Source organism: Candidatus Kryptoniota bacterium, assembly GCA_036567965.1.
GTDB lineage: Bacteria > Bacteroidota > Ignavibacteria > Kryptoniales > JAKASW01 > JAKASW01.
The window spans coordinates 1-16,939 of sequence record DATCTN010000018.1 but is presented as its reverse complement, the minus strand read 5'-3'; the positions used below and the strand labels follow the sequence as shown (position 1 = coordinate 16,939).

Annotated in this window: 11 protein-coding genes and 1 tRNA gene; 10 read left to right on the top strand and 2 right to left on the bottom strand. The window is 50.2% G+C overall.

The window, feature by feature from the left end; translation table 11 throughout:
* Positions 1 to 39: 39 nt before the first annotated feature.
* The 10 genes from trxA (at position 40) to VIS48_07160 (ending at position 14,798) form a co-directional block, all read left to right on the top strand.
* Positions 40 to 369, top strand: a complete 330-nt coding sequence (trxA, locus tag VIS48_07205) for a thioredoxin (protein HEY9165932.1) — start codon at positions 40 to 42, stop codon at positions 367 to 369.
* Positions 370 to 411: 42 nt separating this feature from the next.
* A complete protein-coding gene (locus VIS48_07200; GenBank protein ID HEY9165931.1) occupies positions 412 to 663 on the top strand; it encodes a glutaredoxin domain-containing protein in 252 nt (83 codons plus the stop codon).
* Between the two features lie 24 nt (positions 664 to 687).
* A complete protein-coding gene (locus VIS48_07195; GenBank protein HEY9165930.1) occupies positions 688 to 1,440 on the top strand; it encodes a dienelactone hydrolase family protein in 753 nt (250 codons plus the stop codon).
* Positions 1,441 to 1,544: 104 nt separating this feature from the next.
* A tRNA-Glu gene (locus VIS48_07190) sits at positions 1,545 to 1,620 on the top strand.
* A gap of 73 nt (positions 1,621 to 1,693) precedes the next feature.
* Entirely contained in the window at positions 1,694 to 1,999 is a 306-nt protein-coding gene (locus tag VIS48_07185) for an Mpo1-like protein (protein HEY9165929.1), read from the top strand.
* A 255-nt stretch (positions 2,000 to 2,254) separates the two neighbouring features.
* Positions 2,255 to 6,220, top strand: a complete 3,966-nt coding sequence (gene porU / locus VIS48_07180) for a type IX secretion system sortase PorU (GenBank protein ID HEY9165928.1) — start codon at positions 2,255 to 2,257, stop codon at positions 6,218 to 6,220.
* A gap of 62 nt (positions 6,221 to 6,282) precedes the next feature.
* Complete coding sequence (porV, locus tag VIS48_07175) at positions 6,283 to 7,440, top strand: type IX secretion system outer membrane channel protein PorV (GenBank protein HEY9165927.1); 1,158 nt, start codon at positions 6,283 to 6,285, stop codon at positions 7,438 to 7,440.
* 130 nt (positions 7,441 to 7,570) lie between these two features.
* The gene (locus VIS48_07170) at positions 7,571 to 10,636 is read left to right on the top strand and encodes a T9SS type A sorting domain-containing protein (GenBank protein ID HEY9165926.1); all 3,066 of its coding nucleotides are present in this window, start codon (positions 7,571 to 7,573) and stop codon (positions 10,634 to 10,636) included.
* Entirely contained in the window at positions 10,633 to 13,815 is a 3,183-nt protein-coding gene (locus tag VIS48_07165) for a biopolymer transporter Tol (GenBank protein ID HEY9165925.1), read from the top strand. The genes VIS48_07170 and VIS48_07165 overlap by 4 nt, the downstream gene beginning before the upstream one ends.
* A complete protein-coding gene (locus tag VIS48_07160) occupies positions 13,812 to 14,798 on the top strand; it encodes a DUF5683 domain-containing protein (GenBank protein HEY9165924.1) in 987 nt (328 codons plus the stop codon). Before VIS48_07165 ends, VIS48_07160 begins: the two co-directional genes overlap by 4 nt.
* Positions 14,799 to 14,805: 7 nt before the next feature.
* On the opposite strand, the gene VIS48_07155 is transcribed toward VIS48_07160, so the two are convergent.
* Both VIS48_07155 and ispE read right to left on the bottom strand, forming a co-directional pair.
* Positions 14,806 to 15,780 carry a metallophosphoesterase gene (locus VIS48_07155; GenBank protein ID HEY9165923.1) on the bottom strand — a complete coding sequence of 325 codons (975 nt, stop codon included), beginning with the start codon at positions 15,778 to 15,780 and terminating at the stop codon, positions 14,806 to 14,808.
* 95 nt (positions 15,781 to 15,875) lie between these two features.
* Positions 15,876 to 16,706 (bottom strand): 4-(cytidine 5'-diphospho)-2-C-methyl-D-erythritol kinase, encoded by an 831-nt coding sequence (ispE, locus tag VIS48_07150; GenBank protein HEY9165922.1) that lies wholly within the window; start codon positions 16,704 to 16,706, stop codon positions 15,876 to 15,878.
* Positions 16,707 to 16,939: the final 233 nt, after the last annotated feature.

Genomic DNA, 16,939 nt, shown 5'->3' with positions numbered 1-16,939 from the left:
AAATCTCACCGAAGGCGATTCGGGGAAAGGAATTGTTGGATGAAGCCTGTTGTTGTCAGTTCTCAGAATTTCGATAGCGAAGTCGTCAAGAGCAAATTGCCGGTATTGGTGGACTTCTGGGCATCCTGGTGCGCGCCGTGCAAAATGATCGCGCCGATTGTTGAAGAGCTCGCGAAGGAGTATGATGGAAAAATTAAGGTTGCGAAGCTCGATGTCGACTCGAACCAGGAAGTGGCAGGCGCATTCGGAATAATGAGCATCCCCACTCTTCTCATCTTCAACAATGGAAGTGTCGCGGATCAGGTCGTCGGCGCAGTTCCGAAGTCGATGCTGGTCGACAGGATTTCCCGTGTACTCGAACGTAATTGAGAACGACCTTCGGATGCATTTATCCGGTAACGGGTGTCAGCGATGAGCGGGCCATCCGGAAAGTTGAAGGTTTATACGACATCATGGTGTCCGGACTGCAAAGTCGCCAAAACATTCCTTGAGCTTCACAATGTGGAGTATGAGGAATTCAATATCGACACCGACAAAGAAGCCGAGGCATTCGTCATGGAAGTGAGTGGAGGAAGAAGGGTCATCCCGACGTTCGATTCGGACGGGAGGATCTTTCTTAATCCTTCCATGTCCGTTCTCGCCAGGGAGTTGAATCTGACGTAAATCACCAAAATGAAGGAGGAGCAAATGAGGAGGATCTTCATAGCAGCGGCGATGCTGTTTCTGTTCGTTTCGTACGCTGGTGCGGTCGGCATTAAGACGATGATGGTACGCTACCCGAGCGGTCAGGACACACTGACGGCATATCTGGCGGAACCGGCTGACGCAGGAAAACATCCGGCTCTCATCGTCATCCATGAGTGGTGGGGATTGACTGACTGGATTAAAGAAGATGCAAGAGAATTCGCAAGTCGCGGGTACGTCGCGTTGGCGATCGATCTTTACCGCGGAGGAATAAGCGCGACCGCTCAGGACGCTTACAAGCTCATGATGTCCGTCCCGAAGGAGCGCGGCACACAGGATCTCCAGGCCGCATTCGACTACCTCGCCGGATCTGAAAGCGTGAACCCTGATAAGATCGGCGCGATCGGATGGTGCATGGGGGGCTCTTACTCTTTCAATGCTGCAGTCGAACTTCCCAAACTTGCCGTGTGTATCATAGATTACGGGAACGTCGAAGCAGATAAAGATGTCGTGGACAAGATCCAGTGTCCTGTCCTGTGTAATTTTGCCGAGATGGATCAGACTTACACTCCCGCAAAAGGGAAAGCATTTGCCGAAGAGATGAAAGCGGAAGGAAAGAAAATCGATTTCCATGTTTACCCGGGAGTCAACCACGCATTCATGAATCCAAACAATACAACCGCATACAACGAGACACAGACAAAGCTCGCATGGAAAAATATTTTCGCATTCCTCGACAAGCATCTCAAACGCTAGGGAGCGACGTGGAGCGTTGAACTTGCAAATTCATACCTCGAATTCTAAATTATGAGCGAAGATTCCCTTCGTGATTCGCTTCGGGACTTAAGGGCGAATCTCTTGTCCCCATCGTCTAGTGGCCTAGGACATCGCCCTTTCACGGCGGTAACAGGGGTTCAAATCCCCTTGGGGACGCCACTCCAGATTCGAGTGATCACAATACAGAACTCCTTTAGCTTTAAGCATGCCGTGAAAACTAACGCGAGCGATCATGACCGATAGGTTCGAGAGTTTCAGCGGGTTCTATCCGTTCTATCTCTCAGAGCACAGTACCCTTTGGTGCAGGAGAATGCATTTCATCGGAAGCTCCTTCGTCCTGGTGTCGCTGTCGATGTTCCTTGCGACAGGCCAAGTCCTTTGGTTTGTTGCGATGCCTGTCTCGGGATACGGGTTCGCGTGGATCGGGCATTTCTATTTCGAAAAGAACAAGCCCGCAACCTTTAAATACCCGATCTACAGCCTTATGGGGGATTGGGCAATGTTCAGAGACATTATTGTGGGAAAAGTGAAGCTTTGAGTCCGCCGTGAGTTACTCCCAGCCTTCATTTTCACATGAGACACCTGTCACAGCCGATGGGATGTGCAGGAAATTCACTTCTCCTTCCTTGACAGCCATGTCCATTCCTGCTATATTTTTTAAAAAGGAAGTGTTAGCGAAGGTTCGTTAAAGGTTTAAAATCGATGCTGGTCTAGACCTTTGACGAACTTTTCTGCCGAATGATGTGCAGAAAGTTTGCACGGCATTCGGCTTTTTTATTTTTGATGAGTGAAGATGAAGCGCAGTATCATAAGCTTACTCCTGGCGATAATCGTGCTCCCGGCATACGGACAACAAGTTCGTGTTGTTTCGGAGAGCGCGACCTCAACCACAATTGAAGTGGTCCCTGATTCAATAGGGGCGGACACAATCAGGACGGGGAACACGCAGGCACTGAATCTGATGTTCAAAGGAGCCGGGCCGGAATTTAATATGAGAGGCGACTACCTCAGGCAATTCGTACCCGTTCTCGTCGGAGTTTTCTCGCGGCGGATACAGGTACAGGTTCTTCAGACCGACTACAGGACTTTAGTAATGATGCCTCCGGTTCGAAGTCCGAGAATTCCCGGCGGCGTCAAGGCCACTGAAATCTCGCAGTTTCTGTCATACGATTTGCCTTATGAACAGCGAAACCATCTCGTCTCCAGGATCAAAGTATATCCGTTTATGTACGACAGCACAGCCGGTACTTATCACATTCTGCAGAGGATTGTTGTCCAGGTTGTCTCCGTCGGCATGAGTGTAAGAAACCAATCGGTAGGACCCGATCTCCTCCTGGGGGAATCGCTTGTTAACTACAGCCAGGTAAAGAGTGCAGTGATGAGCGCTCCATCGGGCCTTATGAAGGTAGTTGCGTCAAGTGTTTTGTCGCAGGGAACATGGTACAAGTTCGGCGTGTCCCGAAGCGGAATCTATAAGATCAGTTATTTAAACCTGAAAAATGCCGGGATCGCGGTGGACAAGATTCAGCTCAGTACAATACGACTTTTCAATAACGGCGGCTCGGTTCTTCCAGAAGATCCGACTACTGCAAGACCGACCGATCTTGTAGAGAACGCGATCTATGTTTACGATGCGAATGGTAACGACAAATTTGATCAGGAAGATTTTATCTTGTTTTACGGCAAATCACCTCGAGAGTGGAGTTACAATCCTGGAAATGAAACTTATTCGCATTACTTAAACCCTTACACCGAAACGAATTTTTATTTTCTCACTTTCGGCGGGGCAGCCGGAAAAAGAATGACAACCGTTCAAAGCGTACATTCGACTTCTTACTACACCCCATTGACTTTTACATGTGGAATTGCCGCCGACAGCGAGCTGTATAATATTATCGGTTCAGGAAAAGAGTGGTACGGTCAGGAGCTTCAGCCGCCTTCTCAGAGTTTTCCAAACTCGAACGTCGCGCTTTACGTGAACAGGCTCTACGGACTTGACTCTACCAGGAGCGTAACATACCACGTGAGGGTCGTTACGAGGAGCGACAACTCAAATCATTTTGACGTGTTTGAGAATTCGACGGGATTCAAACTCGGCACCATTTACGGTTCGACGGTCGACTATTCCGACATTGAGGACAACTATGCTTACTCACTTGGGCCATATAGATACACTTCAACAGGGAACATTCCTTCGCAGAGAAGCGCACTCAAGTTCGTCTACTACTCAGATTCGCCGGATGCCACCGGTTGGATCGATTGGTTTGAGATTCTCTACCAACGCAAATTCCAATCTCTGAACGACTTTCTGGATTTCTACGGTCCCGATACGTCGGCCGTTGCGTACTACTCGGTCTCCGGATTCTCTTCGAATAACATGAAACTTTTTGATGTTTCCGACTACGCAAACGTGAAATTGATCGCGCCCGATTCAACGAATGGCGGCACGATATCGTTCGGCTCACAGGCGAACTCCGGGGCGCCAAGCCAGTTCATGGCCGTCGGTGATAACGGATATCAGTCGATCGGAGGGATGACCGCCGTCGATAACTCAAACCTTCACGGGAATGTCTCCGGAGAAGACCTGATTATTGTAACTGCGCCCGATTTCATCTCGCAGGCCGACCAGCTGGCCAGTTTCAAACAGAGTTTCGACGGATTCAAAACACTAATAGTCGCAACAACTTCCATATACAACGAATTCGGCTGCGGCATTCCTGACCCTACTGCCATTCGTGATTTTCTGGAGTATCAATACAAGAACGACCAGTTGACTCCTTCATACGTTATCCTGTTTGGCGGAGGGAGCTACGACTACAAGAGCAGGGTCTCGGCGACACCGGAGTTCATCCCGCCGTATGAATCCGATGAATCTCTTTACCAGGTCGGGAGCTACAGCACAGACGATTATTTCGTCCAGTTTGCTGCGCCGCTGATGTATGCTCCCATCTCGATGGCGGTCGGAAGACTTCCCGCAAAGAGCAGCGATGACGCCGACGCGATGGTGAGTAAAATAATAGAGTATGAATCCAAGCCGGATTTCGGAAGCTGGAGGAGCCTCATCACTTACATCGGCGACGACGGCATAACCACAGGAGGTGCACCTATTGAACCGGTGCATACGGATAACGCTGACCTTCTCGCCCAGAATTACACGCCGCCCGAATTCGACAAGAGAAAAATCTACCTTGCACTTTATCCGACAGTTATTTCCACGCAGGGAAGGCGGAAGCCCGACGCAACAGCGGACATTATCAATCAAGTCAACCAGGGGACATTGATACTGAATTTCGTCGGCCACGGCGCTTTCAATCTCTGGTCGTACACTCACGTGCTTGAGGCGCCTGTCGTCGTGCCACAGTTGACCAACTTCTCAAGACTCTCCCTCTTTGTCGCGGCGACGTGCGATTTCGCGTACGATGACAATCCTCAAAGCCCAAGCGGAGCTGAACTCCTCATGACCTGGCCGCAGGGTGGAGCAATCGGAGTGGTCAGCTCAACGCGAGTCGTTTACTCCAACGAGAACGCGTATCTAAACCAGCAGTTGTTTACAGATTTGCTCGCGCGCGATTCGGTGAGAAATGCCCCGAGAATCGGTGAGGCAATGTATCTGACAAAGCAGCTGAGATACGACAGCAACGACATAAAGTATCAATATATCGGTGATCCTACAGTGAGGCTCGGGATGCCGAAGTTTCTCGGATCGATGGACAGCCTGAATGGAAAATCTTTAGTCCAAGTTAGCCAGGTGCGCGCACTCGATAAGCTCGACATCAAAGGAACTATATTCCATCCTGACATGACACCATGGTCAAACCTCTCCGGCACCGGACTGGTGACGTTGTATGACTCTGACAAACCCGAGTATATCTCAGAGTGGGGAGAGACGTATAGTTTCCAGGGCTCGATTCTTTTCCGCGGGAATGTCTCTATCCAGAACGGAACCTTCGAGGCGAGGGCAGTTGTCCCGTCCGACATATCTTACAGTAACGAAAGCGGCAAGCTCGAAATTTATTTCCAGGCAGGCGGATCAGATGGTTCGGGTTATTCAAGAAACTTAATCGTCGGTGGAACAGCAACAAATGTCGTGAACAATGGGATCCCTCCTCAAATTAGCGTTTACCTTGACTCCAGAAATTTCAGAGATGGCGACGTCGTTTCAGAAAACCCCACTCTCCTTGTCGATCTCCACTCTTCGAACGGGATAAACCTCTCCGATGTCGGAGTAGGGCATACCTTGCAGGCGATCTTTGACAATCAGCAGTCGGTGGACCTCTCGTCATACTACATCGGAAATCTAAATTCATATCAGGACGGAACGGTGTCTTTCCCTGTAACAATGTCTCTGCCATTCGGCCAGCACTCCGTGAACGTAAAAGCATTCGATGTATTTGACAACGAAGCACAGGCCAGTGCCGAATTCAACATCCAGTCCTCGGAGAAACTCTCTATTCTGGATCTGTACAATTATCCCGATCCGTTCCGTGCGGGGACTTCGTTCACTTTCAAGAGGTCATCCGCAGGCGGAGCAGGATCGCCGGTCGACGTTACTATAAAAGTCTACACGCTGAGCGGTCGTCTGATCAAGACCATAAGGTCTTACGGGATAACGGACGACTTCGTGAAGATCGACTGGAACGGTCTCGATGAAGATGGCGACCGTCTTGCGAACGGTGTGTACTTTTATAAAGTGGTCGTCTCCACTGTTGATGGTGCGTACACAAGCGAAGCGCTCGGAAAGATGGCTGTTGTACGCTGATGAGTGTAGAAGTTATTAGTCTAACTATTTATAATAAGCTTACAAATCAGGAGTGACATTATATGAAATCAACGCTTTTAGCACTGTTCGCGGCGGGATTTGTTTTGTCGCTGAGTTCAGGTGCTTTCGCCCAGGGCGAGACGGCAGTTCCCTTCCTGCTGATATCTCCGAATGCGCGCGCGGGAGGCATGGGTGAATCAGGCACAGGTCTGGCCGACGACGTCTCCGCGTTATTCTGGAACCCGGGCGGACTGGCATTTCTGAAAGGGGACGAGATAAGCCTGACTCATGCACCATGGCTGCCCGAGTTCAGCTCAGATCTCAGCTACGATTTCCTCAGCTTCCGACATTACCTCCCCGACTGGGACGGAGATTTGTCCGCAAGCATCACGTATTTCAATCTCGGGGAGTTCAATAGAACTTACTCGGACGGTCCGACAATAGTAGGAACGTGGCATGCTTTTGAATTTGCCGTCACAGTGGGCTACTCCGCGCAGATCTCCGACGGTCTCGGACTGGGCGCAAACTTCAGGTACATCAGAAGCGAACTCGCGCCATTCGGCACAGAGCAAGAAGCCGGAAAAGGTATTGCCTCGGATGTCAGCTTCGACATCGGTTTGCTGTACCGTCCCCAGACGCTCGATCTACCGCTCCTGGGAAATTTCGACAACCGCCTGGGACTGGGAATAGCCCTGAGCAATCTCGGACCGAAACTGTATTACATTGATCAGGCACAAGCGGATCCTCTCCCCACCAACCTCAGGTTGGGCATCTCTCTCCATCTGCTGAAAACCGAATACAATAATTTCTATCTCCTGCTGGATCTCAGTCGTACCATGGTCCGTGTCTTGACCGATTCATCGATTGCCATCGATCCGACTTCGGGCGACACATCCACGGTGTACACCAACACTGTCGACCCTTTGCCGAAATCTCTGATTACAACCTGGAGCGACGGCAGCGGGCTGAAACGAATAATAATAAGTGCCGGAGCCGAATACTGGTACGGCAGTCCGCGATTGATCGCTTTGCGAATGGGATACTACAAGGAGAATCCTAATTTTGGAGGAAGAAACTTCCTTACCTTCGGTGCGGGCATCAGGTACGATATTTACGGATTTGATTTCAGTTACATATCGACCTTCGACCAGAATAATCCGTTGTCCAACCAATTGAGATTTTCTTTATCTCTGAACTGGGGCGGAGACACTGGGTTTTAGACTCAAAGGATTCGCGGTCTTAGTCTCCGTCGCGGCGATCGCAAATGTTCAGACGCTGTACGGTCACGAAGGGCCGATAAAACCGTTTCTCGATCATCCACTGGCGGCAGCATCGTTCACACGCCATCCGGTGCCCGCCGCACAGGGCACGGTCAACGTTCTTGCTGTCATGGTCGAGTTTCAAACCGACCAGGACAGCCTCACGAGCGGAAACGGAGAATTCGTCAGCCTGCCAGGAAACGGCCTTGATGCTCCTCCTCATGACAAGAATTATTTCTCAAACCACCTTCTTTTTCTGAAAAACTATTTTCAGAAAGTCTCCGGCGGAAGACTGAACGTCAATTACTTCGTTCTCGACTCTGTCATTACTCTTCCTCACCAGATGAAATATTATTCGCCCCCCAAAAGCTCCTCGTCACAGAGCAATCTTGGACTTCTCTTTGAGGATGCGTGGCATGCGGCAGACTCAATTTATGGGAATTTTGATTTCAGCCGGTACCAGAGCTTCGTGATCTTTCACGCCGGTTCCGGCCGGGATATCGACTTCACATCCCAACTCGGATATGATCCACGACCTTTCGATTTACCCTCGCTTTATTTGAGTCCGGCAGGTCTTCAGAATATTTTCGGATCGACTTACCGCGGACAATCGGTAGACAACGGAAATTTCTTCATCGACAATTCCATCATCATGCCCGAGAGTGAGTCCTATCAGATTTACGATGGATCCGGAAACATCATGATCGATCTTAAGCTCGGCTCCAACGGGCTCCTCGCGGCGAGCTTCGGCAGTTTCCTCGGACTTCCTGACCTCTTCGATACTCAAACCGGCGTCACTGGGATCGGAAGATTCGGACTCATGGACGGCCAGTCGATATTCGCGTATGGTGGGATCTTTCCGCCCGAACCGTCGGCGTGGGAGAAAGAGTTTCTTGGATGGACCGAGCCTCTGGTGGTCTCTCCTCCAACGGCAACGACTTACCAGCTGCGCGCACGGGCGACGGGACAGTACTCCGTTCTTAAGGTCCCCATAAGCGGAAGCGAATACTTTCTCGTCGAGAACCGCGAGCGAGATGCGCTGCACGACGGTGAAAACTTGAAGATCTCATACAATGAAAATACTTCGAATCTCAATTTCACGGACGACACAACTTATTTTGACGGCACTCAGGTAAAAGGAATAGATGGTGTCGTTACCGACGCCGATGAATACGATTGGGCGCTTCCTTCGGACATTGTAAAGGGCACCAAATACTACGGCGGAATTCTAATCTGGCACATAGACCAGAATGTGATCGATCAGAAAATCGATTCGAATACCGTTAATGCCGATCCTGAACACAGAGGTGTCGCGTTGATGGAGGCACACGGCGCGAACGAGATCGGCAGATATATCCAGACAATATTCGGATCATACTACTACGACGGATCTGCTTACGATTTCTGGTTCAAGGGAAATCCGATTCCGAATTACGCGAACCGCTTTACTCCGACATCGTATCCGACATCGGACAGCTACACAGGCGCAAACTCGCATGTCTATATTACGAATTTCAGTTCTGCCGATAGCCTGATGACTGTTGATGTCCAGGTGGGAGATGTCGATATTCAGCCGACCTCAGGCTTTCCACGAAATATTCACTCAGCTACTCCAAACTCTTCGCCACTGTTCGCTCGGATAAGTTCTGACGGTAGACTGCAGGTGATCGCGAACAATGGCGACTCGCTTTTCGCGTTTAACATGGATGGAACTTCTGCGGGTTTTGATTCGTCGGGGCTATTCTCGAAAGTGGGAGGCCGATATCAGCCGGCGGCTCTTTCCGACAACGCCAGCTCGAATCCTCTTTGTTCGATGGACGATTCCACGCTTTATGGCTTTTCGGACGCGGACAATAATCATGACGGCACTGCCGACACTCTATTTTCGACTAGAGTCCCGCAGCAGAATTATCTGTCCAGCGCGCCCCTCCTCAGAACGGGCAACAGAATTCTGAGTTTCTCCCCGCATTTCCCCGGTGCTTGGACAATATTCGACTTAACCGGTCATTACCTCGGATATTTCAGCTTGACTTTCCCGGCGAACTATAACAACTCAAGCGCTTCAATTGCCGCGGCAACAATTACCCTTCCTCAATATGCGTCGATTGACACCGGCAGTTTCATCGTGAACACTCTGGTCTTCGGGTATCGAGTCATCGATTTCAGCAGTCTTGTGAACTCAAACTCCGTTGCTGTTCCAATACCGCCTTTCGGCAGGCCGATGCTGTCGCACATTGCAGTCTCCTACGCGAGCCTCGCTTCCGGCAGGACTCCCCGGGTTATCGATGTCTCAACTCAGTCGATAAGTCTCGCGAGCCTTCAGGGCGACTCTGCAATTACCTTCAACTGTTTTCCCGGCGATACGATCGTGTCAGGGCCTGTTGTCGCGGATCTTGACGGTGACGGGAATCGTGACGTAATTTTTGCGACTCAAACAAAACTCTTCGCGATTTCTTACAGCGGCGCAGTCCTCAAATATTTTCCGCTGACGACGGTAGGGAGCGAGGTGCTGTCTTCCGATGCAAACCATATCGTTGGTTCGATTGTTGTCGCGGATTTGGATGGAGATGGAAAGCCGGAAATGATCTTCGGCACTAAGGGTGGAACGTTGTACGCATTCACGGGAGCAACTGGCCAGCTCTTCCCGGGATTTCCTTTGTCGATCGGTGCTGGATTGGCCGGTAGTCCGGCTGTTGCTTATGACAGCGGAAACCTCTATCTGGCTGCTATCGGCCTCGATGGATATTTATATTGTTGGACCTTCAAGGGGAATTCGGCAAGCCAAATCGTTTGGGGAAATCTGTACCACGATGAGTCGCATGCGAATTCTGTGACCGCCCCGCTTCAAAGCGTTCAGCCGCCGCCGTCCCAAACCCTTATGCCCGCATCGCAAGTGTACAACTGGCCGAACCCCGTTACGAATAACGTGACAAAGATTCATTTTTATCTCCGAGACAACGCTCAAGTGTCGGTGACCATTTACACGTTTGCTGGCGACAAAGTTGCGAACTACCAGCTGAGCGGAACGGGTGGTGTCGCGAATGAGATAGACTGGAATGCAAGCGGGGTACAGAGCGGGATCTATTTTGCAAGGGTCGAGGCCGTCTCTTCATCGGAGAGAGACGTGAAGATCATTAAGATTGCCGTGGTGAAGTGAGATTTCTCTCAAGTTCTAAAACCGGGATATGTCTCGCGGGCTTGGTTTTCAGCCTTCCTTTGATCGCCACGGCACAGGACGATTATATCCATCCGGAACTCACCTGGCAAACGATCGAGACCTCCCATTTCCTCGTAGACTATCACCAAGGTGAGGAGCGAACAGCTGAGCTTGTTGCGAAGATTGCCGAGGAAATGTACGGCCCGGTCACCTCTCTTTATCAATACCAGCCGACACAGAAAGTCTCTTTCGTCCTGTGGAATACAGACGATTACTCCAACGGCGAAACATATTTTTTCGACAACAAGATCAACATATGGGCATCGAATCTGGATTTCGCTTTGCGCGGTACTCACAACTGGTTGCGCAATGTCATTACACATGAATTTACCCACGACGTCCAGATGCAGACCGCGATGAAGTTCGGCCGAAGGATTCCCGCAATTTATTTACAGTGGCTTGGATACGAAGCAGAGCGGAGACCAGACGTACTCTACGGCTATCCGAACGTTGTCGTCAGTTACCCGCTCAGCGGGATTGTAATTCCTGCCTGGTTCGCTGAAGGGGTCGCCCAGTACAATGTGCCCGCCCTGAATTTTCAGCACGACACGTGGGATACTCACCGCGATATGATCCTGCGGATGTACGTGTTGAACGACAGGACACTGACGTTGGAGGAGATGGGTGGGTTCGGCAAAACAAGCCTTGGCAATGAATCGACTTACAATTCCGGATTCGCATTCGTCCGATATCTCGCCGGCAAGTATGGTGCAGGCGTACTCAGGAAATTGTCAGATGCCATGACGTCTCCCGCTGCCGTCACCATCGATCATGCTTTCCAGAACGTACTAGGAATGTCAGGGAATCTGGTCTATGCTGAATGGCAGCAGTTCCTCAAGGAAAATTATGAAGACAGCGTCGCAGCAATCAGGCAGAGACTGCATGAGGGGAAGATAATTAGAAATACAGGGTTTGCAAATCTCTATCCGGTATTCTCTCCGGACGACAGCCTAATCGCCTATTGTTCGAACAAGAAGAGCGACTACTTCGGGACATCCTCAATATATATCTACAACCCTGTCGACAGCTCAGAGAAAGAACTTGCCACAAACGTAGCCGGAGAACTCTCGTGGTCGGAAGACGGCAATTACATCGTTTACTCGAAGGAGACGAGACATAACGATCACTGGAATGATCTGTACGATCTTTACTCATATGACATCCGAAATGAGAAAGAGGTCAGGCTAACGAACGGGTTGAGGGCTCAGTATTCGTCGCTCTCCGGCAACAGCAGGAGGGTGTCATTCGTAGCCTCGAGCGATCCGTCTCTGAATCTGTTTTGTTGCGGTGTGCAAATGTTGACGGGCATTCCGATAGGGGGGACGGATGGCACGATGAACCTGTACTGTGCCGACATAGATCTGAAGAACAATCGCGCAACCAACATAAGAAGACTATCCAGTTTTGTGAGCGGACAACAAATCTATTCCACCCGGTGGTCAGAGGACGGATCGAGGATCGTGTTTGATTACTCGATTGACTCATCGAGAAGGATTGGCATTTACAGCTTCCGCGACAGCACCATAGGATTCGTTACCCCATCAGGTGAAGATTCTCGCGACGCTTCGTTTGCCGACAATGACAGCAGCATCGTCTTCTCCTCAGACCGCAGCGGGATATTCAATGTCTATAAGGAGAATCTTCATAGCGACTCGGTGGTCGCGCTGACAAATGTACTCGGCGGTGCATTCATGCCTAGCATCTCGCAGAAAGGGGACCTGGTCTTTTCTTCGTATCAGTGGAACGGTTACAAATTAGCTTCGATAGAGAATGCCCGACCTATCCTTATCCCGCCGTCGTATCACGTCCGGATTGATCCGCCGTTTTCCGGCTCGCCGGCTGACCACGATTCCATTGCTACGCCGATGCGCCATAACGATATCGCGGTCCCGGAATTTCCGTCAGAGCCATACCGAAGCACTACGACTAGCATGTCTTTTTACCCGGTTCTCCTGTTCGACAATTACAATCAGCATACGAGTTTTCTCGACGAAATTAAGGCGGGAGTATATTTTAATTCCACGGATGTCGTCGGCAAGTACGATATATTCGGCGGGGCGACAATCAACGAACTTCTCGAACGCGACCTTTTCCTCCAGCTGAATTACAACGACGTCATACCCGGGTTGTCCGCGCTCGGAATCTTTCCGCGGTTCACACTATCAGCGTACAACATCTCGCGCCAGGCACACGGCTCGATTGGCCTTGGTCTGGACACAGTGCAGGTTCCGGTGACTTACGATCTGATTGAGGTCGATGCCGCCTTCGGCGGACCCATCATAACGCCATCCCTCAACCTCGCACTCGGTTTCACTTTCGACATGTATAGCGCTACAATTTCAGGATTTCTTCTCCCTAGCGGCCTGGGCTACACTCCTGCAATCGGGTACACTTATTTTCTTGGAAGGACATTTTACGCACAATTTGATTTTGACGGAATAACACCCGCAAGAAACTCGTGGATCAATCCGCTGGGAATCCGCACGCGATTGAGACTCTCAGCCGCACTTGACAGGCTGAACAACGGCAACTTCGAAGGTAATACCAATCTGATTATTCCGATATACGTTCCTTACAATTTCGTCCAGGTGGAACTCATGAATTACGCCGCTATGCCGCTCCTCAGGGACGACGACGCGATAGCGGTAAAGGTCCATTTCGGCTACACGTTTGGTCCGGAGATCAACAACTTCTTTGACTTTTACGCCGGTGGGTTGGTCGGGATGAGAGGCTATCCGTTCTATGCGCTCGGAGGCAACAAGCTCCTGACGCTGAACGCTACTTACAGGTATCCGCTTTTCAGAGACGTGGACAAACAGATTCTCCAGTTCTACTTGAGCGACGTGTATCTTTCAGCGTACGGTGATGTGGGAAATTGCTGGAACGGCAATCCTATCGGGACGAGATTTAAGAAGGACGTGGGGTCGGAGCTGAGAATGAGCGGATTTTCATTTTATAGTTTTCCAACGGCGATTTTCTTCGACGCAACTTATGGCCTCGATAGGTTCACTACACAGCTCCGGGATTATTCGACAAGCGTTACGTACGGCAAGGAATGGAGATTCTATTTTGGATTGACATTCTCCTTCGACATCGTAGATTTCGGGAGACGGCTATGAAAAAGATTTTCCTTACGTTGATCGCACTAAGTGCAACTGCAGCGGCACAGTCGAAGGCAAGCCATGTACAGAGTGTCGTCTTTCTCGGGGACGGGAATTCATCACAGTCTCGATTGACGGGAGTGTTGTCGCATGACTTGTTCGTTTCGAAAGGCGATTCCAGTCACGAGGATTCAATCTCGCGCGTCGAAACCAGATCTGCCCTGAAAGCTGGATTCTTCTCTCTGGTTATTCCAGGTGCGGGTCAACTGTATAATGGCAACTACTGGAAGGCGGCAGGATTCTTCGCCGTCGAAGTTGCAGGGTGGATGGTGAACGCGGTATGGAATCAGAAAGGGAACAACCAGACCAACTTTTTCCAAAACTACGCAGACGGCAGTGCGGCGGACAAGTACGCCGACGGGCACTATAGTGTTGCGCGTTACGCGCAATGGATCCAACAGAACTACAAGAGCTTCGAGGACAAAGGGATTCCCATAGCGGGCGGCCAGTATGCGCCTGTCACTGATCCCACCACCGTGAATAATTATATATCTCTAATATTACCCAGCAGCGGCGGACCTGCGCCATGGGACGAGGTCAACTGGGTTGCGCTTAACAAAGTTGAAGCGGCACTTGGTGGCTATTTCTCACACATGCTCCCCGCTCATGGCGAACAGCAATACTACGAACTCATCGGCAAATACCCACAATTCCGGGAAGGGTGGTATGATGAGAACCTTGCCATTACCTCGTACGACTCCCTGCGTAGTGATACCCCGAACAGCGGTTACTATATGGGACAGCGCGGAAAGGCGAACAACCTCTATGCGGTGGCACTCACAGCTGTGAACGTGGTGATCGCGAACCATTTTGTCTCCGCTATTGAAGCGGCTCTGTGGGCGCACAATAATAAAAGAATTATTGAGCCGACTGTCGGGCTCTCACCTTTGCCGGATGGACTCGGTTATCAGACCGAGGTCCGACTGGCGATACATTTCTAAGAGATGCTCAGCAGAATTTTCTATCCAGCGCGCGGGAGGAACTTCCTTTAGAATGCGCCGGTATGCGGTGCTTCGTCACTTCTACCGATCCGTCTTCCATGACTGAAATCTCATTGAATCTCTGACGTGTGTCTCCAGCGCCAGCCTCAGCGTCTGATTTCGACTCTATTGTGTTCAGTGCCGTGCTCGAGAATGTCATACCGGACTCGGTGTAAATCCCTTCTATGTGAGTGTGGCCGTGTAGGACTACCTCCACGCCGTTCTCGATGAATGAGGCCGCGACTATCTTTTTGCCATGAAGCTTAAGCGTCCTCGACTCGAACGCGCTGTACATTCTCGCAGCGATCGATTCGGTGTGAGGTTCGTACTTGTTGAAGTGGTGGTGGATCATTATCAGTTTCTTGAATCCCGATACCGATGGGTGCGATAATATGTTTTCAACCGATTCAAGTTGTGAATCAGACACGATTCCGTTCGAACCGAATGGGTTCAAAATGGGATGAAACCTGCTGATCGAATTCATTCCGATGAGCGCGACCGGTCCGACAAATTTCACGAAAGGGAAAAGGGATTCGTTGCTGACAGCTTTCTTTGGAAAAGTCTCCATGAAGGTACGCTCGAAGAGGGACACCTTTGCGTCATAATCGGTCATCCTGCAATGATTTCCGAATGAGAGAAGGTCTTCTGCTCTGTGGACCCCTCCGAAAATATCGTGATTCCCAATAGTGACGCTGAGTCTATCGTAGTCAAGTAACCCGAAGAATTTCAGGAGACGTCTTACCGATTTATAATCTCTATCCTCGCCGTGTCCAGTGATGTCTCCCGTGATCACCACATGATCATACCCCCCGTCAACCACATACGAGAGTATGTTCTTTAGCTTCAGTATGTTCCGTCTATTGTATTCCGGGCTGACATGAGTATCCGAGAGATGCGCGATCCTGAATTGCGGGCCATTCATGCTGATTTTGGTACTACTCAATTCCACGCATAAAATTATGCGTTAATTGTTAAGATTATGTTCGCAGATTATGACGAATTAATTAAGATTTGACTTGAAGGCAGGCGTGTAAATAATTATGGCGTGGTAATATCTGAGGCCCGAAGGGAAAATTTCTGGCCAAAGTATCTGGATGCCGATTGCGCTTTGGCAAGAGTATCGAAGAAGCCGTAGACACTGCTTCCGCTTCCCGACATAAGCGCGAAGATCGCACCCTGGGAATACATCTCTGATTTGAGCTTTCCGATTATTGGAAACTTATCAAAGATAGCTCCCTCAAAATCATTGGTTATCAGTTCTGGAAACCGACTGTAATCGTCTCCGAGCGACATCAGGGTTTCCTTCAGAGTTCTGGACAGGGCCCCTGTTGGACTTACAAGTGAATAGGCATACGGGGTGGGAACAGACTCCTCAGGCGTGACGGTAAGTATGTAGCTCTTTAGGTGAAAGTGCAGCGGTTCTATGATTTCACCCTTACCGGTCGCATATGACGGGATCTTCTTCAGAAAGAATGAAACGTCGGCGCCAAGCTGAGGAGAGATGTCCAGAAGCTCGATTTCACTCAGTGGATTCCCGTACAATTCCTGAAGTGCGAGCAGAACCGCTGCGGCATTCGAACTTCCTCCGCCAAGTCCTCCTCCGATAGGGATTCTTTTAGTCAGGACCATCTTCACTTCAGCATTAATGCCGGTTCGTTCGCAGAAGAAATGAAGAGCCCTCAGGCACAGGTTTGCATCCTCCTTAAGGGGGACGTTTGAATAAAATTCGTGTTTGTCCGACTTTGATATTTCCAATTCGTCCGACATATGGATTGGATAGAAGACCGTCTCGATGTCGTGGTACCGGTCAGATCTTTTCCTGATGACACGAAGCCCGATATTGATTTTTGCGGGAGCGAGGATTCGCAACTCCGACTCCATGCTTGGTTCATCTGAAAGATATAAAACGTGCTTGAGATAAGCACTACCCTTTCCGTCGGAACAGACCGCCATGAGATTTTAGCAGTGGGCTACTTTCAAAGTGAAGTGACATTGACAAATTCTCTTACTGTCATTCCCGTCCGACCGCAGGATCGGCGGCCGGATCGTGGGGACGTGCTCTTAGCGGGAATCTATCTCCATTCTCAACCATGGATTCCCGA

What these genes read in the sequence shown, in the direction of transcription:
- trxA (HEY9165932.1), top strand. Translation starts at nt 40, where the DNA reads ATGAAGCCTGTTGTTGTCAGTTCTCAGAATTTCGATAGCGAAGTCGTC.
- VIS48_07200 (HEY9165931.1), top strand. Translation starts at nt 412, where the DNA reads ATGAGCGGGCCATCCGGAAAGTTGAAGGTTTATACGACATCATGGTGT.
- VIS48_07195 (HEY9165930.1), top strand. Translation starts at nt 688, where the DNA reads ATGAGGAGGATCTTCATAGCAGCGGCGATGCTGTTTCTGTTCGTTTCG.
- VIS48_07185 (HEY9165929.1), top strand. Translation starts at nt 1,694, where the DNA reads ATGACCGATAGGTTCGAGAGTTTCAGCGGGTTCTATCCGTTCTATCTC.
- porU (HEY9165928.1), top strand. Translation starts at nt 2,255, where the DNA reads ATGAAGCGCAGTATCATAAGCTTACTCCTGGCGATAATCGTGCTCCCG.
- porV (HEY9165927.1), top strand. Translation starts at nt 6,283, where the DNA reads ATGAAATCAACGCTTTTAGCACTGTTCGCGGCGGGATTTGTTTTGTCG.
- VIS48_07160 (HEY9165924.1), top strand. Translation starts at nt 13,812, where the DNA reads ATGAAAAAGATTTTCCTTACGTTGATCGCACTAAGTGCAACTGCAGCG.